This window comes from Luteibacter sp. W1I16 (assembly GCF_050434905.1).
Taxonomy (GTDB): domain Bacteria; phylum Pseudomonadota; class Gammaproteobacteria; order Xanthomonadales; family Rhodanobacteraceae; genus Luteibacter.
This window is the reverse complement of sequence record NZ_JBNDJJ010000001.1, coordinates 1,805,130-1,830,287: the sequence shown is the minus strand read 5'-3', so window position 1 is coordinate 1,830,287 and position 25,158 is coordinate 1,805,130. Positions and strand designations below refer to the sequence as shown.

Annotated in this window: 17 protein-coding genes; 15 read left to right on the top strand and 2 right to left on the bottom strand. The window is 67.9% G+C overall.

The features are described 5' to 3' along the window. Positions 1-188 precede the first annotated feature (188 nt). The 15 genes from QFZ41_RS08190 to QFZ41_RS08120 all read left to right on the top strand — a co-directional run bounded on the left by QFZ41_RS08190 (position 189) and on the right by QFZ41_RS08120 (position 22,631). Positions 189-7,055 carry an ESPR-type extended signal peptide-containing protein gene (locus QFZ41_RS08190; RefSeq protein WP_429198308.1) on the top strand — a complete coding sequence of 2,289 codons (6,867 nt, stop codon included), beginning with the start codon at positions 189-191 and terminating at the stop codon, positions 7,053-7,055. Positions 7,056-7,261: 206 nt separating this feature from the next. Continuing rightward, positions 7,262-8,977 carry a type II secretion system ATPase GspE gene (gene gspE, locus QFZ41_RS08185; protein WP_429200202.1) on the top strand — a complete coding sequence of 572 codons (1,716 nt, stop codon included), beginning with the start codon at positions 7,262-7,264 and terminating at the stop codon, positions 8,975-8,977. Positions 8,978-8,985: 8 nt separating this feature from the next. Continuing rightward, positions 8,986-10,203 (top strand): type II secretion system inner membrane protein GspF, encoded by a 1,218-nt coding sequence (gspF, locus tag QFZ41_RS08180; RefSeq protein WP_429198307.1) that lies wholly within the window; start codon positions 8,986-8,988, stop codon positions 10,201-10,203. Between the two features lie 25 nt (positions 10,204-10,228). Then, positions 10,229-10,654, top strand: coding sequence for a type II secretion system major pseudopilin GspG (gene gspG, locus QFZ41_RS08175; protein WP_429198306.1), 426 nt, complete (start codon positions 10,229-10,231; stop codon positions 10,652-10,654). Positions 10,655-10,681: 27 nt separating this feature from the next. Next, positions 10,682-11,122 (top strand): GspH/FimT family pseudopilin, encoded by a 441-nt coding sequence (locus tag QFZ41_RS08170; protein WP_429198305.1) that lies wholly within the window; start codon positions 10,682-10,684, stop codon positions 11,120-11,122. After that, complete coding sequence (locus QFZ41_RS08165; RefSeq protein WP_429198304.1) at positions 11,119-11,535, top strand: prepilin-type N-terminal cleavage/methylation domain-containing protein; 417 nt, start codon at positions 11,119-11,121, stop codon at positions 11,533-11,535. Before QFZ41_RS08170 ends, QFZ41_RS08165 begins: the two co-directional genes overlap by 4 nt. Continuing rightward, positions 11,532-12,197: a prepilin-type N-terminal cleavage/methylation domain-containing protein gene (locus tag QFZ41_RS08160; RefSeq protein ID WP_429198303.1), complete on the top strand. Its 666-nt coding sequence runs from the start codon at positions 11,532-11,534 to the stop codon at positions 12,195-12,197. Before QFZ41_RS08165 ends, QFZ41_RS08160 begins: the two co-directional genes overlap by 4 nt. Then, entirely contained in the window at positions 12,194-13,048 is an 855-nt protein-coding gene (locus QFZ41_RS08155) for a general secretion pathway protein GspK (protein ID WP_429198302.1), read from the top strand. The genes QFZ41_RS08160 and QFZ41_RS08155 overlap by 4 nt, the downstream gene beginning before the upstream one ends. After that, positions 13,045-14,295, top strand: a complete 1,251-nt coding sequence (locus tag QFZ41_RS08150) for a PilN domain-containing protein (protein WP_429198301.1) — start codon at positions 13,045-13,047, stop codon at positions 14,293-14,295. The genes QFZ41_RS08155 and QFZ41_RS08150 overlap by 4 nt, the downstream gene beginning before the upstream one ends. Then, entirely contained in the window at positions 14,276-14,878 is a 603-nt protein-coding gene (gene gspM / locus QFZ41_RS08145) for a type II secretion system protein GspM (RefSeq protein WP_429198300.1), read from the top strand. Before QFZ41_RS08150 ends, gspM begins: the two co-directional genes overlap by 20 nt. After that, the gene (locus tag QFZ41_RS08140) at positions 14,875-15,663 is read left to right on the top strand and encodes a hypothetical protein (RefSeq protein WP_429198299.1); all 789 of its coding nucleotides are present in this window, start codon (positions 14,875-14,877) and stop codon (positions 15,661-15,663) included. Before gspM ends, QFZ41_RS08140 begins: the two co-directional genes overlap by 4 nt. Before the next feature lie 40 nt (positions 15,664-15,703). Next, entirely contained in the window at positions 15,704-17,893 is a 2,190-nt protein-coding gene (gene gspD / locus QFZ41_RS08135) for a type II secretion system secretin GspD (protein ID WP_429198298.1), read from the top strand. A gap of 40 nt (positions 17,894-17,933) precedes the next feature. Then, complete coding sequence (gene hrpB, locus QFZ41_RS08130) at positions 17,934-20,444, top strand: ATP-dependent helicase HrpB (RefSeq protein WP_429198297.1); 2,511 nt, start codon at positions 17,934-17,936, stop codon at positions 20,442-20,444. A gap of 145 nt (positions 20,445-20,589) precedes the next feature. After that, positions 20,590-21,747 carry a hypothetical protein gene (locus QFZ41_RS08125; protein ID WP_429198296.1) on the top strand — a complete coding sequence of 386 codons (1,158 nt, stop codon included), beginning with the start codon at positions 20,590-20,592 and terminating at the stop codon, positions 21,745-21,747. Positions 21,748-21,851: 104 nt separating this feature from the next. Then, the gene (locus QFZ41_RS08120; RefSeq protein WP_429198295.1) at positions 21,852-22,631 is read left to right on the top strand and encodes a hypothetical protein; all 780 of its coding nucleotides are present in this window, start codon (positions 21,852-21,854) and stop codon (positions 22,629-22,631) included. An 8-nt stretch (positions 22,632-22,639) separates the two neighbouring features. On the opposite strand, the gene dbpA is transcribed toward QFZ41_RS08120, so the two are convergent. After that, complete coding sequence (gene dbpA, locus QFZ41_RS08115; RefSeq protein WP_429198294.1) at positions 22,640-24,016, bottom strand: ATP-dependent RNA helicase DbpA; 1,377 nt, start codon at positions 24,014-24,016, stop codon at positions 22,640-22,642. Between the two features lie 70 nt (positions 24,017-24,086). Then, on the bottom strand, positions 24,087-25,154 hold the full coding sequence (locus QFZ41_RS08110; RefSeq protein ID WP_429198293.1) for a hypothetical protein: 1,068 nt from the start codon (positions 25,152-25,154) through the stop codon (positions 24,087-24,089). Positions 25,155-25,158: the final 4 nt, after the last annotated feature.

Sequence of the window (25,158 nt, the reverse complement as noted above, 5' to 3'; positions counted from 1 at the left end):
GGCCTCGACCGTGACGCGCCCGCGACGCGGGCGGGGGACACACACCGAACACGTTCGAGCGGCCGGCGCGCTTGCGCCGGTCTTGGGGATACCTCGTCCGCCGCGGTCGCGACGGACTGGCGAAGGGCCGCGCGCCGCGCGCCCGCGCATCGATCGCTCACATGCGGACATCTGGGAGGAAGGCTGACGTGAACACCATCTACAGCAAGGTCTGGAACAAGACACTCGGGATTCTGGTCGTGGCTTCGGAGCTGGCCCGGGCCAGCGGCAAGGGTGGTGCGTCACGACGCGTGCGTGCCGCATTGGCGGCGTTGCCACTGGCTGCCGGCGCGATGCTGGCGCTGGGCAGCGCACCGGTGCACGCGGGCAACGTGTGTGGCGGCTACCTGTTCGGCATCCAGGGCAAGGCGCCTGTTGCCAAGGGCGATGACGCTTTCGCCTGCGGCACCGCCAGCAAGGCCGCGGGCGACTACAGCACGGCGGTGGGCACGGCGGCGAACAGCAGCGGCGCGTACAGCGTCGCCCTGGGACAGAACGCGCAGTCCACCGGCATCTACGCGACGGCGCTGGGACAAAACGCTCGCGCCGTCGGTACGGACAGTGTCGCGGTCGGCGAGTCCTCCTATGCGAGCGGATCGGCCAGTTCCGCATTCGGCACGGATGCGCGCGCCACGGCGAAGAACTCGGTGGCCCTCGGTGACGGATCGATCGCGGATCGCGCTAACTCCGTATCGATCGGCAAGATCAACGAAGAGCGTCAGCTGGTGAACGTCGCGGACGGCACGCAGGCGACCGACGCGGTCAACAAGCGGCAACTGGACAAGGTCTCGACATCGGTCGGCGGCGTATCGGCGCGCGTGGATACGCTGTCCACCCGCGTCGATGGCGTATCGACGCAAGTGAACCAGCTTGCCGACGATGTCAGCGATGCCACGCACTACTTCAAGGCGAACGGCGCCGGCGACGGCAGCGACGATGCGCAGGCCACGGGCGACTACGCCACGGCCTCCGGATCGGGCGCCTACGCTGGTGCGACGGGCGCGAGCGCATTCGGTTCGGGCGCGGTGGCGACGCAGCAGTTCGCCACGGCGACGGGTTATGGCGCCGTTGCCTCGGGACAGAACAGCTCAGCCTACGGTTCCGGTGCGCAGGCCTCGGCCAACGGCGCGACGGCGATCGGCGGGCAGGCGCTGGACGAAGAGGGCAATCCGCTGATCACGTTCACGGCGACCGGTGAAGCGGTCGGCCCGGCGACGGCCTCGGGCCTTGCCGCGACGGCGGTGGGTGCGAGCGCGCAGGCCGAAGGCCAGTTCGCGACGGCCCTGGGCACGGCGGCGTTCGCGCAAGGCGAGCAGTCGACGGCGAGCGGTTTCCTCGCGCAGGCCTCGGGCGCGGGCGCGGTGGCGAACGGCGCGCAAGCCTTCGCCGATGGCGACCTGTCGGTGGCGACCGGCTACGGCTCGTCTGCCTATAGCAGCGGTTCGACGGCGATCGGCGGTGGCGCGAGCGCGGCGGGCGAGGGCAGCGTGGCGATCGGCAACTATGCCGAGACCGGCTTCGGTCTGTTCGGCATCGAGAGCGCGAACGCGGTGGCGATCGGCGCGGGGAGCTGGGCGCTGGGCAACGGCGGTACGGCGCTGGGCGCGAACGCGTGGGCGATCGGCGAGAACTCGGTGGCGCTGGGCCAGGGTTCGTACGCGGATCGCGACAACACGGTGTCGGTCGGCGACGTGGGCAGCGAGCGGCAGGTCACCAACGTGGCGGCCGGTACCGAAGACACCGACGCGGTGAACAAAGCACAGCTCGATAGCTCCGTAAGCGACGCGACGCGTTACTTCAAGGCTACGGGCAATGGCGACGGTTCCGACGACGCGCAGGCCACGGGACAGTATGCGACGGCCTCGGGTTCGGGCGCTTATGCGGGCGCCGACGGTGCGAGCGCGTTCGGCAGCGGCGCGGTCGCCACGGCGTCGAATGCGACGGCGACCGGCAGCGGAAGCGTCGCCACGGGACAGAACAGCGCGGCCTACGGCGCGGGTGCGCAGGCTACAGGGCCGGCTAGCGTCGCGGTCGGTGGTGTCGCCGTGAACGAGGACGGCGATCCGCTGGTGACCCATCAAGGTGTTCCGGTCGACACGGCGGCGACGACGGCCGCGGTGGGTGGCACGGCGGTCGGCGCGAGTTCGCAGGCGGGCGGCTTCGCTTCGTCCGCGATCGGCGTGGGTGCGTATGCCAGCGGTGCGCAAGGGACGGCGGTGGGCGCGGTCGCCAACGCGATCGGCGATTATTCGACGGCCGTGGGTACGCAGAGCGCGGCGACCGGCGTGAGCAGCGTCGCCGTCGGTGAATCGTCGCAGGCGACGGGCGAGGAAAGCGTGGCGGTGGGTGGCACGGCCTACGGCGGCTTCATTCCCACGCTCGCAAGCGGCATCGGCGCGTCGGCCTTCGGCGCAGGCGCATGGGGTACGGCCGATTACAGCACGGCGATCGGCTGGTCGGCCACGGCCGATCATCTCAATGCCACGGCGGTTGGCGCGAACGCCGGTGCGCTCGATGTCGGCGCGGTCGCGGTCGGTTTCCTGAGCCGCGCCATCGGCGTGCAGACGACGACGGTCGGTACCAACTCCTTCGTCTGGGGCGACAACGCCTCGGCCTACGGCAGCAACACGTCCATCAGTGGCAACAATGCGACGGGCCTTGGCGCCAGCACCATCATCGATGGCGAAAACAGCACGGCGGTCGGTGCGAACACGTCGGTCACGGGTAGCGGCTCCACGGTGACCGGCGAAAGCAGCACCGCCATCGGCGACGAGGCGACGGCGAACGGCCATGGCGCCATCGCCAGCGGTTACGGCGCATCGGGTTTCGGTGCGGGTAGCTTCGCCAGCGGCGATTACACGACAGCGGTGGGCCAGGGCGCGATCGCGCAAGGCACTGGTTCTTCCGCTATCGGCAGCGGCGCGAGCACGAACGCCGATTTCGCCACGGCCACCGGCTATGGCTCGGTGGCGTCCGGTCAGAACAGCTCGGCCTATGGTTCGGGTGCTCAGGCCTCGGCCAATGGCGCGACGGCGATCGGCGGACAGGCGCTGGACGCGGATGGCAATCCGCTGATCACGTACACGGCGACCGGCGAAGCCGTCGGCCCGGCGACGGCCTCGGGCCTGGCCGCGACGGCGGTGGGTGCGAGCGCGCAGGCCGAGGGCCAGTTCGCGACGGCCTTGGGCACGGCGGCGTTCGCGCAAGGCGAGCAGTCGACGGCGAGCGGTTTCCTCGCGCAGGCCTCCGGTGCGGGCGCGGTGGCGAACGGTGCGCAGGCCTTCGCCGATGGCGATCTGTCGGTGGCGACCGGCTACGGCTCGTCTGCCTATAGCAGCGGCGCGACGGCGATCGGCGGTGGCGCGAGCGCGGCGGGCGAGGGCAGCGTGGCGATCGGCAACTATGCCGAGACCGGTTTCGGGTTGTTCGGCATCGAGAGCGCGAACGCGGTGGCGATCGGTGCGGGGAGCTGGGCGCTGGGCAACGGCGGTACGGCGCTGGGTGCGAACGCGTGGGCGATCGGCGAGAACTCGGTGGCCCTGGGCCAGGGTTCGTACGCGGATCGCGACAATACGGTGTCGGTCGGCGATGTGGGCAGCGAGCGGCAGGTCACCAACGTGGCGGCCGGTACCGAAGCCACCGACGCCGTGAACAAGAGCCAGCTCGATGCCGTGGCCAGTGGCGCGAGCGATGCCAGCCATTATTTCAAGGCCAACGGGCTGGGCGACGGTAGCGACGATGCGCAGGCGGTCGGCGATTTCGCCACCGCTTCCGGTTCGGGCGCCTTCGCGGGTGCCACGGGTGCCACGGCCAACGGCAGCGGTGCGGTCGCCACGGGTGTCAACGCGACGGCCACAGGCTATGGCAGCGTCGCTTCCGGACAGAACAGCGCGTCATACGGTGCGGGTGCGCAGGCCAACGGTCCAGGCAGTGTCGCGGTCGGCGGCGTCGCGGTGGATGAAGAGGGCAATCCGCTGATCACCAATGGTGGCGTGCCGGTCGATACCGGCGCGACGAGCGCGGGTGTCGGCGGCACGGCGGTCGGCGCGAGTTCACAGGCGGACGGTTTCGCCGCGTCGTCGTTCGGCGTGGGCGCCTATGCCAGTGGTGCGCAGGCGACGGCGGTGGGCGCGGTCGCCAACGCGATCGGCGATCTATCGACGGCGATCGGCACGCAGAGTTCCGCGACCGGGGCGAGCAGCGTGGCCGTGGGCGAAAGCGCGCGAGCCACGGGCGACGAAAGTGTCGCCGTCGGTGGCAGCACGTTCTTCGGCCTGATTCCGGCGCAAGCCTCGGGCTATGCCTCGTCCGCCTTCGGCACGGGCGCATGGGCCACGGCGGACTACGCGACCGCCCTGGGCTGGAACAGCTACGCGGATGGCGTGAGCAGCACGGCGGTAGGCGAATCGGCGATCGCCGCGGCGGCGAACTCCGTGGCCCTCGGCGCGGGCTCCTTCAACGATCGGGCGAATACCGTTTCGGTCGGCGATGTCGGTAGCGAGCGGCAGGTCACCAACGTGGCGGCGGGTACCGAAGCCACCGACGCGGTGAACAAGGGACAGCTGGATTCGCTCGCCACCAGCGTCGGCGACGCAAGTCATTACTTCAAGGCGAACGGTTTGGGTGACGGTAGCGACGACGCACAGGCGAGCGGTGACTACGCCACCGCTTCCGGTTCGGGCGCCCTCGCGGCCGGCGCCGGCGCCACGGCTACCGGTTCCGGTGCGGTGGCCGCCAACCAGTTCGCGACCGCGACCGGTTACGGCAGCACGGCCAGCGGCCAGAACGCGGCCGCGTTCGGCGCCGGCGCACAGGCGACGGGTGCGGGCAGTGTCGCGGTAGGTGGAAACGCCGTGGACGACGACGGGAACCCGCTTATCGCCGATGGCAATGGCAACCCGGTCGACACCGGCGCGACCAGTGCCGGCGTGGGCGGCACGGCGGTCGGCGCCAGTTCGCAGGCCGCCGGTTTCGCGGCGACGTCGGCCGGCGTCGGTGCCTACGCCAGTGGTGCGCAATCCACGGCGTTGGGCGCGGTGGCTAATGCCACCGGTGACTACGCGACGGCGGTGGGTACCTCCACCACGGCCTCGGGTGCCGGATCGGTCGCGGTCGGTGGGCCGGGCAATCTGGCCGGCGTGGGACTCATTTATACCGGCGCGACCGGCGACAGCGCGGCGGCGTTCGGTGCCGGTGCGCAGGCGACCGCCGACTTCGCCACGGCACTGGGTGCCATCGCGGGAGCCGAGGGCGTGGGTAGTACGGCGCTGGGTTACTTCGCCTATGCGCCGGGTGCCAATGCCACGGCGCTGGGCATCAACAGCTGGGCTTCCGGCGCGAGCAGTGTCGCGGTGGGCGATTTCTCGACGGCCCGCGGCGCCGCCAGCGTCGCCCTGGGCGCCAATGCGACGGCCACCGCGGCGGATAGCGTGGCCATCGGCTCGAACGCCCTTGCCGATCGCGCGGGTACGGTGTCGGTGGGCGCACGCGGCAGCGAACGCCAGGTCACCAACGTGGCGGCGGGTGAGCAGGGAACCGACGCCGTGAATGTCGATCAGTTGACCCAGCTATCCGACAGTGTCGCCAGCGCCCGTCATTACGTCTCGGCCACGGGTGCGGGCGACGGGTCCGACGATGCGAGCGCGACGGGCTCGCTCGCCACGGCCACCGGCGCGGGCAGCAGCGCCACGGGCGATCTTTCCACCGCCAGCGGCGCTTTCACGGTGGCGAGCAAGGAATCCTCCACGGCGGTAGGTGCGTTCGCCAACGCCGGCGCCGCGGGTGCCACGGCGATCGGCGACAGCGCGCGTGCGCTCGCGGCGAATTCGGTGGCCCTGGGCAGCGGTTCGCTGGCGACGCGGGCGAACACGGTCTCGGTCGGCAGCGGAAGCAACAACCGCCAGATCACCAACGTGGCCGCCGGTACGCAGGCGACCGACGCGGTGAACCTGAGCCAGTTGAACACGGCGTTGTCGGGGGCGTTCGCCGGCACCTCGAGTGTCACCGGCAACGCGGTGGCGATGGCCCTTGGAGGCGGGGCGACGATGGGTGCCACGGGCTTCGTGGGCCCTGTGTACCGTGTCCAGGGCGGCTCATACAGCACGGTCGGCGATGCGGTGGGTGCGCTCGATGGCGCGTTGTCTTCCCTGGACACCCGCGTGAACAACCTGGAGTCGGGTGCCGGTGGAAGCACGCTGCCGGGTACCACCCCCATGCGCCGCAACAGCGTCATGTCGGCGTCGACCGCCGGCGCCAGCGTGGCGGCACCGATGGCGGCGCAAGCCGTGTCCGCCCCGGTGCAGGCCGCGGCGGCCGCGCCGGTCACGGCGGCCGTCGTCGATGGCACGGGTAATGGCACCGCCATCGGTTCCGGAAGCTACGCGAAGGATCCGACCGACCTCGCTGTCGGCACCAATGCCAGCGTGGGCGCCGACAACGGCACCGCGGTCGGGACGGGAGCCACGGTCACGGCGGCGGCGACCAACAGCGTCGCACTCGGCGCCAATTCCGTCGCCGACCAGGCCAACACGGTGTCGGTGGGCAGCGCCGGCGCGGAGCGGCGGGTCACCAACGTCGCCGCCGGCACGGCACCGACCGACGCGGCCAACGTGAGCCAGGTCGACCAGGCCGTCGCCACGGCGAAGTCCTACTCCGACCAGGGGGACGCCGCGACGCTGAGCAGCGCCAAGGCCTATACCGACCAGAAGTTCGGAGACGTGGTCAGCGGCGGGGCGTTCGATGAGTACAAGCGCACGGTGGACCGTCGCTTCAGCAACCTCAACGACCGCCTGAACAAGGTGGGCGCGATGGGGGCGGCCATGTCGCAGATGGCGTTCAGCACCCAGGGTGTCAATGGCGACAACCGGCTGGGCGTGGGCGTCGGTGGCTATAAGGGTCAGGGAGCCCTGTCGGTCGGTTACTCACGGAGCATCTCGTCAAACGCCAGCCTGACCTTCGGTGCCGCCGTGAGTGGCGGTGAGACTTCCGGCGGTGTCGGTGTAGGCGTGGGCTGGTAAAACAACCCCGGCGGCGCCCGCAAGGCGCCGCCAAGTCCTTGAAGCCGGCGGAAACGCCGGCTTTCGCTTGTTGCGCCCCGTCGCGAAACAAGCGGATCACGGTCGCCGCCGACGCACGGTATGTGCTACCAATAGCGGCCCGTCAGGTCAGGAACGCCGGGCGGACGACGCAATCAACGGAACGTGGTGGAGATGGCATGTCTGCGATGACCGAGCATAGGGACATGCTTACCGGGGAACCGGGAGAAGCCCAGGTGTGCGCGCACCTTGTGGCGCATGGCCGGCTCAAGGATACCGACCTTGCGCGGGCCCGCCGCCTGCACGATGAAACGCCGGAGGGCACGCTCACGGCGCTGATGGCACGGCTCGGCCTGGTTTCCGAGCGCGATCTCGCCGATGCCTGGACCGACCTGCTCGGCCTGCCCTTGCTGGCGGCGAAGGACGCGCCGGAACTGCCGCCCGCCGATACCGAGCTTTCTCTCCGTTTTCTCAAGCAGTACCACGTGGTGCCGGTCCGCGACGGCGACGATGGCGTCGTTCTGCTCGTGGCCGACCCCGCCGATCCGTATCCGCTGCAGGCCGTCCGCCTGGCCACCGGCCGCGACATCCCGTTGCGGGTGGGCCTGCGCTCGGAGATCGACGACCTCATCGAACGTTATTACGGCCAGGGCCGGTCCGCGATGGGAAGCATCGTCGAAAGCCTGGATGGCAACGCCGCCGTCGAGGACGACGTGGAACACCTTCGCGATCTCGCCTCCGAGGCGCCGGTGATCCGACTGGTCAACCTGATCCTGCAACGCGCGGTCGAGCAGCGCGCGTCGGACGTTCACATCGAGCCGTTCGAGAACCGGCTCAAGGTGCGCTACCGCATCGACGGCGTCCTTCATGAGGTGGAGGCGCCGCCTTCGAGTTCCACGGCGGCGGTGATCTCGCGCGTGAAGATCATGGCGCGCCTCAACATCGCCGAGCGGCGCCTGCCGCAGGACGGACGCATCCAGTTGCGCGTGCAGGGCAAGGAACTCGACCTCCGTGTCTCCACCGTGCCCACCAGCTTCGGCGAATCGGTGGTGATGCGTATCCTCGACCGCGAGTCGGTGGTGTTCGACTTCGCTTCGCTCGGTTTCACCGAGCACTTCCGCGGCCGTTTCGTCGAAGTGCTCGACCGGCCGCACGGCATCCTGCTGGTCACCGGCCCCACCGGCTCGGGCAAGACGACCACGCTGTACACAGCCCTGTCGCAGATCAACACGCCCGACGTGAAGATCATCACGGTCGAAGATCCCGTCGAATACCAGATCGAAGGCATCAACCAGATCCAGGTCAAGCCGCAGATCGGGCTCGACTTCACCGGCGCCCTTCGTTCGATCGTGCGCCAGGACCCGGACGTGATCATGATCGGCGAAATGCGCGACCTGGAAACCTGCCGCATCGCCATCCAGTCCGCGCTCACGGGACACCTGGTGCTCTCCACCCTGCACACGAACAGCGCGTCTGGCGGCATCACCCGCCTGCTCGACATGGGCGTGGAGGATTACCTGCTCGGCTCCACGGTCAATGGCATCCTCGCGCAGCGCCTGGTGCGCCGTCTCGATCCCGAAACCGCGATTCCCTACGAGGCCCTGCCCGAGGTGATCGAGCAGTTCGAACTGCACAAGTACACGGACGAACGTCCCATCCGGCTATGGAAGCCCGGTACCAGCGCCACCAACCCCACCGGCTACCGCGGCCGCCGCGCGATCGTGGAATTCCTCGTGATGAGCGATCCCTTGCGCCGGCTGGTGATGCAGCGCGCCGACGCGGGCGAGATCGAACGACAGGCGCGCGCCGAAGGCATGCGCACGATGTACGAGGACGGCCTGGCCAAGGCGGTGGCCGGCATCACGACGATCGAGGAAGTCCTGCGCGTCACGCAGGAATCGTAGGCCTTCGCATGAGCCAGTTCCGCTATCGAGCCATCAGCGCCGCCGGCGAGGCCCTGACGGGCCGCATGGAAGCATCGTCCGTCGAGGATGTCGTTGCCCGGTTGCAGGACCAGGGGCATACCCCGCTCGAAGCCGCGCCAGCCGATGGTGAATCGTCCGGCAGCGGCATCGCCGCGATGTTCCGCAAGGGCGCCTTCACGGGAGACCAGCTCGCGCAGTTCACCCACCAGCTCGCCACGCTGCTGGGCGCGGGGCAACCGCTGGATCGTGCGCTCGGCATCCTGCTCGACCTGCCCGAGGGCGAGCGCGCCAAGAACATGGTCGAGCGCATCCGTGACAGGGTGCGTGGCGGCACCACGCTTTCGACGGCGCTCGACGAGGAAAACGGTGTGTTTCCCCGGCTGTACGTGAGCCTGGTGCGCGCGGGTGAGGCCGGTGGCTCGCTCGATGAAACGTTGCGCCGCCTCGCCGATTACCTCGAGCGCTCCCAGGCATTGCGTGGCAGCATCATCAACGCGTTGATCTACCCCGCCTTCCTGATGGTCGGCGTGCTCGGCTCGCTGGTGCTGCTGCTGGCCTACGTGGTACCGCAGTTCGTGCCGATCTTCGCGGACATGCAGGTGCCGATCCCGCTCATCACCAAGGTCGTGCTGGCGATCGGCACGGTGATCAGCGACTGGTGGTGGGCCATCGGTGCGTTCCTCGCCGTGTTGGCCATGTTCCTGCGCCTGCGCCTTCGTGACCCGGAGACCCGGCTGGCCTTCCACGGCCGCCTGCTGACGATGCGCGTGGCGGGGCCATTGCTGCTCAAGGTCGAGACCGCGCGCATCGCCCGCACGCTCGGCACGCTCCTGAAGAACGGCGTGCCCTTGCTCTCGTCACTCGCCATCGCACGCCAGGTCACGTCCAACCGCGCCCTCGACCTCGCTCTCGAACAAGCGGCCGAGCGCGTCAAGGGCGGTGCCGGCCTCGGCAGCGCGTTGAGCCAGACCGAAAGGTTCCCGCGGCTCGCCCTGCAGATGATCCAGGTCGGCGAGGAAGCCGGCGCACTGGACACCATGCTGCTCAAGGTGGCCGACACCTTCGATGTGGAAGCCAAGCGCGCTATCGATCGCTTGCTCGCCGCGCTCGTGCCGACCCTCACCATCGTGATGACCGTCATGGTCGCCTTCATCATGGCGGCGATCCTGCTGCCGCTGCTCAGCCTCACCAGCAACATCAACTGATCAAACCGTTCCAAGGAGCTTTCCCATGCGCGCGAACCGTACCCTCCGCCACCGCCACGCCCGCGGCTTCACGCTGCTGGAAATGCTCGCCGTGATCGTGCTGATCGGCATCATCGGCGCCATCGTGGTCACCCAGGTCGGCAAGAACGTCGACAAGGGCAAGTACGGCGCGGGCAAGGCGCAGCTCACGACGCTGAGCCAGAAGATCGAGAACTACGCGCTCGACAACGGCACGCCCCCGCATTCGCTCGACGATCTCACCACCAAGCCCGCCGATGCGAGCAGTTGGCAGGGCCCGTACGCGAAGGCTTCCGATCTCAAGGATCCGTGGGGTCATGCCTTCGGGTACCGCTACCCGGGCGAGCACGGCAGCTTCGATCTCGTGTTCTATGGCCAGGACGGAAAGGCCGGTGGCGACGGCTATTCGGCCGACGTCGGCAACTGGCAGTAACCGGCGGCAGGGGTACGGGTCACGGCCATGCGCGCACGCGGATTCACGCTGTTCGAGATGCTGGCCGTGATCCTGTTGATCGGGATCGCGGCCGCGGCGGTCTCGATCCCGGTGACTCAGGGACTGGCCAGTGCGCGGGTCAATGCCGCCAGCGGCGAACTTGCGGCGGCGCTGCGCTGGACGCGCGCCCAATCGATCGTACGCGGGCAGAGCCTCGCGCTGGAGGTCGACACATCCGCTTCTACTTACAAGGCGCCCGGTAAACCCGACGTGCGCCTGCCCAGGGACATGCGGGTCTCGATCACCAGCGCGCGGGAAGACCAGGCCAATGCCAGCACGGGACGCATCCGTTTCTTTCCCGACGGCAGTTCCACGGGTGGACGCATCACGCTCAAGCGCGGCCAGCGCGAATGGCATGTCAATGTCGGTTGGCTGACGGGCGCGGTCAGCGTGGTGGACACACGATGAGGCGGCTACGCCAGCAAGGCTTCAGCCTGCTCGAAGTCATCGCCGCCATCGCGGTACTCGCCATCGCGTTCGCGGCGCTGATGCAGGTGGCGGGCAGTTCGCTCAGCCTCACCGCGCGCGCGAACGAACGCACGCAGGCCGCTTTGCGTGCGCGCAGTCTGCTCGATGGCGCCTTCGTGATGGAACCGGTACGTGAAGGCGGCAGCGAGGGGCGCTTCGACGATACTTATCGCTGGCGCATGAACGTGAGCCGCTATCAGCCGCCCGACGGGAAGCCGGCGGCGGACGGATTCGCGGCGACCGGCATGTACAGGCTCGACCTCGACGTGATCTGGGGGCAGGGCGGCGACGAGCGGCACGCGCGTTTCTCGACGCTGCGCCTCGCCGGTTCGGGCGGGGGCAATCCGCAGTGACGCGCGAACGCGGATTCAGCCTGATGGAAGTGCTGGCGGCGCTGGCCTTGCTGACGATCGTCCTGCTCGGCGTGTATTCCGGAATCAGCACGGCGACGCGCATCGTGCGCAGCGGCAGCGACGCCATCGAACGCATGGACGAAATCCGCTCGGCGCAGTCGTTCCTGCGCAGCGAATTGGCCCAGGCGCTGGTGATTCCTTTTGCGCAGACCGACGATGGCGATCCCATCGTCTTCGCGGGGGACGATCATTCGTTGCGTTTCGTCGCCCCCATGCCGGGCTACCTGTCGAAAATGGGACCGCAGTTGCAATCGGTTTCGCTCGTGGAAGACGGGCATGCGAGCTACCGGCTGGAAGTGGCGCTCGCCTTGCTGCCTCCCGATGGCGGCGATCCGCAGCCGCTGGGCGAGCCCGAGGTGCTCCTGCGCGGCATTCGCAAGGGTGCGATCAGTTATCGCGGGATGGACGACCAGAACCGCCCGGGGGATTGGCAAGACAGCTGGACCGACGGACGGCGGATGCCGTCACTGGTCCGCATCGCGCTCGACGTCGGAGGCAACGTGGCTTTCCCGACGCTCGTCGCGCCGATCAGAATCGATCCATCCGCATCGCGCAACGGCTTCGGATCGATGCGTGGGACGCGCGGGGCGGTGCTGCGATGACCGTGCGCCGCGACCGGGGCGTGGCCCTGCTCATCGTCCTGTGGGGCTGCACGCTGCTGGCGATCATGCTGGGCGGCTTCGCCGCGCTCGCCCGCACGGAGGGGCTGCAAGCGCGGTACCAGTTCGCGCAGACTCGCGCGCACTACGCCGCCGAGGCCGGCGTCATGCGCGCTATCGAGGGTTTGCAGACGCCGGACGCCGCGTCCCGCTGGGTCGCCGATGGCAGGCCGTACGTCTTCGCGTTCGACGATGCGACCGTGAACATCACCATCGTCGACGAGGATGGAAAGGTCGATCTCAACGCCGCATCCGGCGATGTGCTCACGGGCCTGTTCAAGGCCGCCGGTGCGCCCGATGACAAGGCGGCCGGTTTGTCCGCCGCCATCCAGGACTGGCGCCGCCCGGGGGACGCGGCCTCGCCCAACGGCGCGAAGAAGCCCCAATACGAGGCCGCCGGCCTGGCCTACGGCCCCCGCAACGGACCTTTCGCGACGGTGGAGGAGGCCCGCATGGTCCTGGGCATGGACGCGCGTCTGTGGGCGGCGGTGGCGCCGGCGCTCACCATCTGGTCGGGGCGCGAACGCCCGAACACCGAGCATGCGCAGCCGCTGGCGCTGGCATCCATCCCGGGCCTGGGCAGCGCGGGTGCGGACGCGATCCTGGCAAGCCGCGGCCAGAGCAACGGCGCGGCGGTGGCGGGTGGCAACGGTGTCACGCACACGATACGTGCGGAGGCGATCCTTGACGACGGAACCAGGAGTTCCCTTACATCGACGATCCGTTTGCGTGGGATAAGATCCGGAAACCAGCCCTACGCTGTTTTGCGTTGGCGCGAAGGAGATGTTGAATGAGCACATTGCAGGAAGCTTCCCAGGTCCAGCTCGACCGACTGCGCCGTGCCTGGCGCGGCAGCGCGCTGCCGGGCTTCCTGCGCTGGTGGGGCGGCGAGCTCGCCGCCCTGGTGCCGGTGCGCTGGCGCGCGCTGTTCGCGGGTGGCGAGCGCTGGTACGTCATCGAGCGTGGCACCGGGGGATGGCGGCTGCGCCGCGCTGGCGAATCGGTGGTCCTGGCGGAAGTCGCCGATATCGATGGGACGGAGCATCGCGCCGCCGTGCTGGCGCGGGCGCTGGGGGAGGCCGATCCGACGGATCGCCGTGTCGCCCTGGTGTTGCCCGCCGCCGGGGTATTGCGCCGCCGGCTGGTCCTGCCCGTCGCGGCGCGCGACAACCTGCGCCAGGTGGTCGGTTACGACCTCGACAGGCAGACGCCGTTCCGTGCCGAGGACATCCACTATGGCGTTCGCGAGCTCGGCGAGGGTGGCCCCGAAGGGCGCTTCGTCGCCGAACTCGCCGCCACTCCGCGGGCCATGCTCGATCCTCTGCTCGACGAACTCGCATCGCTCGGCGTCGCTCCCGATCGCGTCGACGTGGGCCAGGGGCATGCTCTCGCCGGCGTCGACCTGCTGCCACCCGCACGCGCACCACGGCGCGTCGACCGGCGCCGGCGACTCAACGCCGCCTTGGTCGCCGCCATCGTCTTGCTCGTGTTCGCCGTCATGGCGGCATGGCTACACAATCGGAACGCGGCGCTCGAAACCATGCGTGCCGACGTCGAGGCGATGCAGGGTGACGCGCAGCGGGTCAAGGCGCTGCGACAACGGCTCACGGAGAGCGCAGGCGCGTCGGGCTTCCTCGCGCAAAAGAAGACAGGGACCGCGGCCGTTCTTCCCGTACTCGAGGAATTGACCCGCCGTTTGCCCGACGATACCTGGCTCGAGCGCTTCACCCTCAACGCGAGCGGCCAACTGGGCTTTCAGGGTCAGAGCCCCCAGGCCGCGCGCCTGATCGACGCACTGAAGGGCGCGCGTACCATCGGCGATCCGAGCTTCCAGGGCACCATCCAGGCGGATCCGACCTCCGGCAAGGAACGTTTCTACATGCAGGCCAAGGCGCTGGTGCCCAAACCGGAAACCGTGCCGGCCAGGGCCGCGCCCGTCGCGGGCGCGTCGTCGGCTAAACCCGCGCCCGCCTCCACGGCACCGGCGAAGTCCGCGTCCGTCCAAGGCAAGGAGACCGCCGATGCGCATGAAGCCCGCTGAATCCCGCATTGCCGCGATCCTGTTGCTCGTGCTCGCGTTGGTGGCCGGCTATTTCTTGTTCGTGCATTGGTGGTTCGTCGCCCCGCAACTGGCGATGGCCGACGAAATGGACGATTTGCGCGATACCCAGCGGCGCTACGCCGCCGCCATCGCCGAGCGGCCCCAGTTGGAAAAGAGACTCGCGTCGCTGGAGCAGGGCCAGACCCATAGCGACGCCTTCCTGCCCGGGGACGATACCAACGCCGCCGCCGCTGGCCTGATGCAGCGCATCGTCGATGTCGCCGCCGCGCATCGCGAGGACGGTGCCTGCGATGTCGTCCAGAAGATGCCGGTGCCCAGCCAGGAAAAAGCCGGCGACCCGTACCGGAAGGTAACGGTGAACATCAGTCTTCGTTGTCAGGTGCAACCGATGACGGCCGTGCTGCACGACATCGAGGAAGAGACCCCTTACCTCTTCATCGAGGATTTCAGCATCTACCGCAATCCCGTGGCGGCGCGTTCCGGCACCGCCGCGCCGATGGAAGTGCAGTTCACCGTGTCCGGTTACATCCATGCCGCGCGCGCGGCGAAGGCGGCCTCGTGAATGCCGCCGGACAACGCCGGCTGACGCCGGTCCTCACCGTGGTCACCGTGGTGCTCGCGACGGTATTCGCATCGCTCGTCTTCGGGGTGGGGCGCGGGGTGCGCTGGGACGACCCGGTGGCCGCGGAGCCGCTCCCTGCCGCGCGTCCTGTCGACATGCCGGCGCCGACGCCGCTCGCACGTTTCGCCGAAGTCTGGCAGCGGCCGTTGTTCATGTCGGACCGCAAACCGGTCGCCGTGGCCGACGCCGATGACTCCTCGAGCAACATCGGCGATCTCGAATTGACCGGCATCATCATGACGCCCGAATTGCGCATGGCGTTGCTCCGCGACCGCGGCAAGGATTCGACGGTGCGAGTGAAGGAAGGCGCGGCGCTGGCCGATGGCCACTGGACTCTCGCGTCGCTGACGCCACGCAGCGCGGTGTTCGACAACGGCGGTGAGCACCGGGAACTGACACTGAAAGTGGCCGCTCCCGAGCCTCTTGCCAAGAACGGGCAACGTCCTGCCGGCATGCCGCCCGGTCAACCCGGCCAGCCACCACAACCGCCTCGTCAACAGCCGGGCCCATCCGGCAATGGCGTCCACGTGGAGCAACTGCCTTCGCAGGGCATGACCGGCCCAGCGCTTCCCCGTCCGGCGGCGGCATCGTCGGCTCGCGAGGCGCCTCCGAGGCAAGACGACGACGCACTCCAACGGGCCCGCATCGAAGCCTTGAAGCAAGCGGTGCAGAAACGGCGCATGGAACAACAGCAACAGCGCCAGCAATCAGTGGATTCGCAGTAGCGGGCGCTCGACGCGCCCCCAGGGAAGGAGGAGCAATACCATGAAACGCAGCATTATCGGCTTGGCCGTGCTCACGGCCTTGCTGACGGCGGCTTGCGCCCCGCATAAGACCCGGCCAGGTGCCGGAACCATCGAGAAGGCCGCGCTGGAAGGAGTGGACCGGCCGGTTCCCACCTCGCTTCCCCTGGCAGGGGAAGCGGGCGGGGAATCCGATATGCCCCGCGCGATAAGCACCCCCGTTACCCGCGAGATCGAACATGGCAGCGGACGCTTCATCCGTCCCCGTGCGGCCGATCAGCCTCGCCCGGCTGCCAGCGGCAAGGGTGCGGTCACGCTCAACTTCGAAGACCAGCCGATCGAGGCGGTGGTGAAAGCCATCCTGGGCGACCTGCTTGGCGAGAACTACTCGGTGGCGCCGGGGGTGCAGGGCACCATCTCCTTCTCCACCTCGCGTCCCGTCGTGCGAGACGACGCCTTGCCCATCCTGGAAACGCTGCTCGCGTGGACGGGTAACGCGCTGGTGCGCGAGCACGGACGCTACAGCATCCTGCCTGCGCACCAGGCGGTTGCCGGGCGCCTCGTGCCGAGTCTCAAGGCGGCCAAGCCGGCGGCCGGCCTGAGCGCACGCCTCTTTCCGCTGCATCACGTGGCGGCCCCCGCCATGGCCAAGCTGCTCGCGCCTTTCGCGACCGCCGATGCCATCCTCCTCGCGGACACCGCGCGCAACGTGCTCGTCGTCGCGGGAACCCGCGACGAATTGGCAAACTACGGTGAAACGATCGATACCTTCGATGTCGACTGGGTCGCCGGCATGTCCGTCGGCGTGTTCGGCCTGGAGCATGCGTCGGTGGGCGAACTGCTTCCGGCGCTCGATTCGGTGTTCGGCGAGAAGAGTGGTGCGCCCGTGGCGGGGTTGATCCGCTTCATGCCCATCGAGCGAACCAACGCGCTCGTCGTGATCGCGACGAAGGCCGCGCATCTCGACCAGGTGGGTGACTGGATAGCCCGTATCGATCGCGGTGGCGGCAACGAGCCGCGTCTGTTCGTGTACGACGTCCGCCATCTGCTCGCCTCGGATCTCGCGCGTTACGTGACCAACGTCTTCGGAGGCTCGGTCTCGGCCCCTCCCGCACCTGCCTTGGCGCCCGGACTTACGCCCATGGCGTTGGGCGGCGGCGATACCGATCCGGGTGAGGGTGACTCCGGCGGGAACGATTCCGCCCCCGAGCAATCGGCATTCTTCCAGCCGCCAACCGCACATCCGCCGCCGGCGGGTGGCGACGGTGCCTCGGGTATCCGGGTGACCGCTATCGATTCCAACAACCAGTTGATGGTGCGGGCGCGTCCCTCCCAGTGGTCGGAGATTCGCCAGGCGCTCGAGCGGCTCGATGCGATTCCGCTCCAGGTGCAGATCGAGACCCGTATCCTCGAAGTCACGCTACAGAACGAGTTCCGTTTCGGCGTGCAGTGGTACCTCGAAGGCCTGGCTGGCGGTAATGGTGGCGTAGCCCAGCCGGGCAACAAACAACGATGGGCCCTGGGTGGAGGACCCGTCTCGAGCGTACGGCCGGACACGCTGTACTACTCGTTCATCAACAAGGATCTGCAGGTCGCCCTGCATGCGATGCAACATAACGACAATGCCAAGGTGCTTTCGGCGCCATCGCTCGTCGTGGTGAACAATCGCAAGGCGCGAATTCAGGTCGGTGATCAGATCCCCGTGACCCAGACCTACGTGAATACCTCGTTGGGCGGGAACAGCCAGGTGGGACAGGTCGAATACAAGGACACCGGTGTCATCCTCGACGTTCGCCCACGCGTCAATCCCGGCGGCCTTGTCTACCTCGATGTCGCGCAGGAAGTGAGCCGTGCGGGGACCGCCGTGGGCGATAACGTACCCATCGTCAAACGTAAACTCACCACCCAGGTCGCCGTTCAGAGTGGGCAGACGGTCCTGTTGGGAGGGTTGATCCAGGAAGCGGAATCCCGGTCGCAAAACGGCGTTCCTTTCCTCTCGCGCGTTCCTTTCCTCGGCGCCTTGTTCCGCTCGAGCAGCGATGCCGGAGCGCGGACGGAGTTGATCGTGCTGATCACGCCGAAGGTGATCTCCAGCGGGGAGGACGCCAAACGCATATCGGACGATTACCGGCGTGCGTTCCGCTCGCTGCGGCCGTTCGAGACGGCGGCGGAAGTCTCCCCGGTCACGGGCGCGGACAAGGCCGAGGGATAGGTCGCCGCGGAGGCGCAGGCTTGCGTACCATAGCCGGTGCATGAGTCCCATCTTTCCCATTTCGGCCCTCCTTCCCGAGATCGTGGCTTCCCTGGCGGAACGGCCACGCCTCGTTCTGGAGGCGCCTCCGGGCGCCGGTAAGACCACCCAGGTGCCGCTGGCCTTGCTGCACGCGCCGTGGCTGGCCAATGGCCGCATCGTCGTGCTCGAGCCGCGACGGATCGCGGCACGGGCGGCGGCTTCGTTCATGGCGAAACAACTTGGCGAGGAGGTGGGCGACACGGTGGGTTACCGCATCCGCTTCGAGTCGCGCGTCGGCCCGCGCACGCGCATCGAGGTCGTCACGGAGGGCATCCTGGGGCGGATGATCCAGGCCGACCCGACGTTGGATGGCGTGGGCGCGGTTCTTTTCGACGAGTTTCATGAGCGCCATCTGGCGGGCGATCTGGGCGCGGCGCTTGCGCTGGATGTGCAGACGAGCCTGCGTCCGGATCTGCGCCTGGTGGTGATGTCGGCGACGCTCGATGGCGAGCGCATCGCCCGGTGGCTCGATGCACCGAGGCTCAGCAGTCCGGGGCGCAGTTTTCCCGTGCGTGTCGAGTATCCGGCAGCACGTCCGCAGGAGGCGGTGGAGCAACACCTCGCGCGTGCCGTGTCGCAGGCGCTTCGCGAGGTGGATGGCGACGTGCTGGCCTTCCTGCCAGGGCGCCGCGAGATCGAGCGCGTACGTTCGATGCTGGAGCGGCAGGTCGAAGACGCCGAAATCATCGTCCTCCATGGCGAGCTTTCGCTGGCCGAGCAGCAACTGGCGTTGGCACCGGCCGATCCCGGCACGCGCCGCGTCGTGTTGGCGACGAACGTGGCGGAATCCAGCGTCACCTTGCCGGGCATCCGTGCCGTCGTGGATTCGGGTCTTGCGCGCGAACCACGCTTCGATCCACCTTCGGGCTTCGCGCGCCTCGAGACGGTGGCGATTTCACAGGCATCGGCCGACCAGCGTGCCGGGCGCGCGGGGCGTGTCGCCGAAGGCGTCGCCTATCGGTTGTGGCCCCAGAGCCGTCGCCTGGACCCGTCGCGCACGGCCGAGATCGAACATACCGAACTTTCCGGACTCGCCCTCGAACTCGCCGGCTGGGGAAGCGACGATCTGCCCTGGCTGGACGCGCCGCCGGCGGGTGCGATGAGCCAGGCGCGCGATCTGCTGCGCCGGCTTGGCGCATTGGACGACGCGTCCACGATAACCGCCCTTGGCCGCGAGATGCTGGTGCTAGGCGCCTCGCCACGCCTGGCGGCAGCGGCCTTGCGGGCGGCGCCGGAACAGCGGCCGCTGGTCGCCGACCTGCTGGCCCTGGTGGAAGCGAAGTCGCCATTGCGAGGCGAACAGGGCCGTTCCGATGATTTCCGCCATCGATTGGCGGCGCTGCACCTCTGGCGCGACGGTGGCGCGCGCGCCGCGCGCGCCGGCTTCGCCGACGTGGGTGCGCTCGCGGCGATAGAGAAGGCATCCTCGGGCTGGCGCCGCCGCCTCGGTGCGCGCACGGCCGCCAGTGGCGTGCCCGGCACGCACACGGCGGGCGATCTTCTCGTCCATGCGTTTCCCGACCGTGTCGCGCGCCGCGACGACGCGCAGCCGTCACGCTATCAGTTGGCCAATGGTCGCGGAGCGCGCTTGCACGAAGCGAGCGCCTTGCACGGTGAGCCTTGGCTCGTGGTCCTCGACCTGCGATTGGAGGCACGTGACAGCCTGATCTTCGCCGCCGCACCGTTCGATCCCGGCGTGCTCGACCGCGACCATGCGGACCGCTTCGTCACGGAACGCGTATTGCGCTGGGACGACGAGCGGCAGATCGCGGAAGGTTTCGAAGAGCGTCGCTTCGATGCCTTGCTGATTTCGCGAAAGCCTGTTCCCATCACGGGTGCCGACGCGCTGCCCGCGCTGTTGGCGGCGATCCGCGCGCGCGGCATGGCGGCGTTGCCCTGGAGCGAACATGCCTCGCACCTGCGTGCCCGCATCGGCGCGTTGCGCGCATGGCGCCCGGAACTGGGCCTGCCCGATGTCTCGGACGATGCGTTGTCACGCACGGCCGACATGTGGCTCTCGCCGTACCTCGACGGCAAGCGCCGTATCGAGGCCTTGCAGGCGGCCGAGCTATCCGAGGCGTTGTCGGCGATGCTCGACTACGAACAACGCCGGGCCCTCGATGCGCACGCCCCTGAAGAACTGAAGGTACCCAGCGGCATGACCCGCCGGCTCGTCTACGGCACGCGCGATGACGATCCGGGAGCGCCGCCGGTGCTTGCCGTGAAGCTGCAGGAACTGTTCGGCCTGCCCGACACGCCGCGTGTCGGCGACGGACGCGTGCCGGTGATGCTGCACCTGCTGTCACCGGCGGGACGGCCGATCCAGGTGACTCAAGACCTCGCCGGATTCTGGAACCGTACCTACCCGGAAGTCAGGAAGGAGCTGAAGGGGCGCTACCCGAAGCATCCCTGGCCGGACGATCCGTGGACGGCGGTGGCGACCCATCGGGCCAAGCCCCGAGGTACGTGATCCTTCACGAAGGGCGGCCGATCGCCCACGCGGCGTGGCCTTTCCCGGCATGAGCCGCCGAGGGTTCCGCCGGTCCTCCCGTGTCCGCTGTAGCGGTCAAATAGGGGTTCTGCATGTGCGGGCGTCCCGCACGAGAGGAATCCCAATGATCTTGTCGCGCTTCCGGGTGCAAACGTGCCCGGTGCTCCTCGCGATCGCCGCGTGCGCGGTCGCACCCGCAGCTTGTGCCACGACGCTTACCGCCGATCCGATGGCCGCGCTCATTCGCGAATACTCACGGGAGGGTAGCAGCGCCGAATATCTGACCAGTGGCACCGACGAGTCGTACGCGCGCTACGTCCTCGATCGTCCCGAATCGCCCTATGCGAACCTCAGGTGGGTATCGCTGCCGGAGCCCGACGCACCGACGCGACGCGCCATCGATAGCGTGTCGACACGAGAGCATCCCGTGAACCTGCGCGATCTCCATGATTTGAAGGTATGGGATCTCGGGTTCACGAAAACCCCCATATCGAGCGAGACATTCGTGATGCCGCGGGAGTTGCGTTACACCCCAGGAGCCTGGAGCATCGTGAAGGCCGGCGTCGAGCCCGATATCTATGTTCAGGCCAATCGAAACCAGGGCTCGGTTTTTCCCGCCTTGACCGCGAACTATGCTCTGGCCGCGCAAATGCTGCGCGCCAAGTTGGCAACGACGCCCAGCAGCTTGTGGAAAGTGCGTGGCCTTCGCCATGACGTGCTCGATCGTTTCGTTCGCGGCGAATTCATGCATGCGCACGATTTTCACTACCTGATCCAGTTTCTCGACGGTGCCCTGGCAACGTGGGACGCGGGCGCGACGAGTGTCTACGGTTTTCGCCAGTTGCCAGCACCGCTTCGCCTGGGGAGGCTTGCAGGCGCGTACCGGCAACGCATGCCGTTCGATAACGAGCCCTGCCAGGAGAACGGCAAGCACGATCCAGCGCATGCCGGAACAGGCATGCACGATCGACGGCCGCTATGCTTCGACGATGCCACCGATCGCGCCGTTCATGCGTGGTACGCCCACGAACTGGTGCACGAGCTCGACTCGATAAGCGTTCAGGACACGAGTCACTTGGGGCGCATGGCGGCGCCGTTGCGATCCAGCCGCCAGGGGTGGATCGGCATCCCGCGAACTGACGTCATAGCGGATGTCACGCGTATCGAGGTCGTGGAAGCAAAGGTGGTCGGTCAGCTGCTCGCCGCCGGTGACTTGCCGTATCGCGACGCCTTCGATGCCTCCAGGCGCGCGTTGCGGCTTTCCTGCGGAAGGAGGTTCTGACGATGGTCATTCGGCATCGGATACGCGTCGCGCTCGCCGCGGCATTCATCATCGCCCTGGGTGGTGCATCGCAATCCGCCGCCCAGGCGCCGCCTGCTGGCGGCGTGACGTTCCTGTCCGTCGATCAAGACGACGATCATATGATGCAGACATGGATCGGGGTGGCAATGGAGCATTATGCGAATGCCTTGGCAAAATGGCTTGCCGACGCTTCGAGTCATCACGGGGGCATGGTGTCGCCCGAAGCGCTGTCGCGTTTCCAGCAACAGTTGCGACGGGCGACGTTCGCGCATTTCGAATACTCCTATGTACTCGAAGGCGTCACGTTCACGCGGATCTACCTTGCCGCATCGGGAAGAGGGTTCGCCACCTACATCAATACGCGGCATCCGGATCTGGTCGCACCGGACCGACCGGACGGCGACTACTTCGCGCAAGACGACGTGGTGACGTTCGAGTTGGCGGGTACGCCCAACGCCGATTCCCGCGTCACGCCGCAGCCGACACGCCAGGGCATACCTAATCGCGGCAACGATGCCGAAATCAAGGTGCTCCAGGCGATCATCCGTGACATAAGCGAAGGGAGGGTCGGCGCGGGCGGTCACCTGCTCGGTTTCGTCAGCAAGCAGCCCTGTGAGTCGTGCGAGCCGGCGTTGCGCCAGTTCGTCGCCGAGACTGGCGCCGAGGTTCACGTCAATTATGTTTTCGGGTCCAATCAGGACGGTCTTCGGACGCCGGCCTGGGCGGCGCTGCGCCATGCGCGGGAGAGCATCGTGAACGACCTCGTCAGCCTGTTCTCGGCGCCGGTCGCGCATACGTTTCCGGGTACCGAGGATCCGCTCGATGACGATTCGTCATCGGCTTCGGTTTGTATGCGCCCGTGACACTGGTTCTAGGCCAGTGAACGAACCCTGAAATTTCTGCCCTTGATCTTGCCTGCCCGCAACCGCTCCATCGCCTTGTTGGCCAAGTCGCGCCGAATGGCTACGTAGGCACGCGTGGCGAAGACATCGATCTTACCGATGTCCTTGCCATCGAGGCCAGCGTCGCCAGTCAGGGCTCCCAGTATGTCGCCGGGCCGCATCTTATCCTTGCGGCCGCCGTCGATGACAAGCGTCTTCATAGGCGCCAGGTTCAACACCTTGCGGGCCTCGTTGACGGGTTTGGCGGGATAGCGCGCGAGTGCCCTGCCGACGTGCTCTTCGATCTGGCGGAGCTTGCCCATTTCACGCGAGCCAGCCAGGACGATGGCCAGCCCCGTCGACCCCGCGCGCCCTGTGCGGCCGACTCGGTGCGTATGGGTATCGGGGTCATGGGCCAGGTCATAACTGACCACCAAAGGCAGGTGGGCGATGTCGAGCCCCCGCGCCGCCACGTCGGTGGCGACGAGCACGGAGCAACTCCGGTTGGCGAAGCGTACAAGCACCTCGTCGCGGTCACGCTGTTCGAGATCGCCATGCAGGGCGAGTGCTGAAAATCCGCGACGGTCGAGTTCCGCCGCCACGGCTTCGGTGTCCTTGCGCATATTGCAGAAAACCAGAGCGGCTTCGGGCTTCTCCTGGGTGAGAATGCGCGTGAGCACGTCGGCCTTCTGGGCGGGTTCGACTTCCACGGCGCGCTGCTCGATCGTCGTCTCGTCGTGGGATTCCTCGACGGTCACGGTCACAGGATCGTGCTGTACCCGGCCGCTCACGGCGCGAATGGCGTCCGGATACGTCGCCGAGAAGAGGAGTGTCTGGTGATGTTTCGAGATGCGCTTGACGATGTCGTCGATGGCTTCCTCGAAACCCATGTCGAGCATGCGGTCGGCCTCGTCCAGCACCAGCACCTTGATGCCGCCGCCGTGCAGGCTTTCTCTCTTGAGGTGTTCCTGTACGCGGCCCGGCGTACCGACGACGATATGGGGATCGTGTTCCAGCGACGCCAATTGAGGGCCGAGCGGCATGCCGCCGCACAGCGTCAGCAGCTTGACGTTGGGCATGTTCGCCGCGAGGCGGCGGATCGATTTGCTTACCTGGTCGGCGAGTTCGCGCGTCGGACACAGCACCAGGGCCTGCAAACGGACCTGCTGCACGTCGATGCGCTGGAGCAGCCCCAGCCCGAAAGCGGCGGTCTTGCCGCTGCCCGTCCGGGCCTGGGCGATGACATCGCGACCTTCGAGGATGGGCGGGAGGCTTTCCCGCTGGATCGGGGTCATCGAGGTGTAGCCCAGGTTCTCGACGGCGGCCAGGAGGGCGGGCGACAGGGGCGTCTGCTGGAAATCATTCATCCGCCTATGATCGCACGCCCGGGCATCCAACGTTCCGGGGGCCGCCGCGCGTGCTCCTGCGCGCCCTCGTTCAACATTGTGGTGGAGGAAGCTCCGTCGCATCCGCATTCGGCGCCGCCGGGTCGCGCCATGTCGAGCTTTCGGTCGCCTGGGACTGGCGCGGCGGGCCGAGACGGAAAGATCGCGGGCGCCAGGGCACGCCTTTGAAGGACCGCTCCAACGACGAGGGATTCAGGCTCCGTCTCACTTGTTGCTCGCGGGCATCGGCCAGGACGTCGCGCGCCAGGAGGGGCCGTCCGCTTTCGCTGGCCACGAGCCTTCGGCCGCGAAGCTTCGCCGTGCCTGCTGCGACCAGTGCGTCCCTCTGCGTACCCGGCAAGGACCCGAACATCTGTGTGAGGCGAATGTCGATGTCATAGGTATCGGCGAGCGCTCGCATGGCTTCGCGACAGGAGCCGCATGTGGCGCCGCCGACGGCTCCGCGTATGCTGCCACCACGTGGGATGACATCGCTTTTCAGGTCATGCTCGATCGCACGTAGCACCTTGAATTCCGGATCCAACGCACGGTCGATGCCATCCACCTCGAAGGGTTCGAGCACCGAGCTTCCCGGCGGAAGAATGCGCGCACGCAGATCGTTTTCGCCGAAGCCGCTGAAGAAGGCGCTGTCCTCCGCATCGGTGGTGGCGTAATCCACGGCATCGGCGGCTGGGGAAGGCCGGCCGTCCGGCCATTCGAGTTCGTCGGGAGGCTCAGGACTGCCCGGTGTCACCGCCGGCGTGGGACCGCTGAAGGCCGATTGGGCCATCGCGCCCAGGGGCGGCCCGCCCAGAGCATGGTAGACGCGGATGCGTGTTTCACCGTTCTGGACGAAACGGTACTCCACGCGCGCGACACTGGCGTTCGTCATGGCGGTTTCCAGCGCTTCCCATCGAATCGCGAGGTACTCGTCCTTGTACCGGTCGCTGATGATCGCGCGCATGGCGTCGACGTAGCGTTGGCTGGTGGCCTCGAGCAAGCCCGTAGTGTTGCCCTCGTCGAGGCCGATGTTATCGACCGTGACGGATGCGGCGCTTCCCTTGCCGGAAACGAGGCAGAAGAGCGAGCAGGCGAGCGTAGCGAGTACGGTACGGGGCATGACG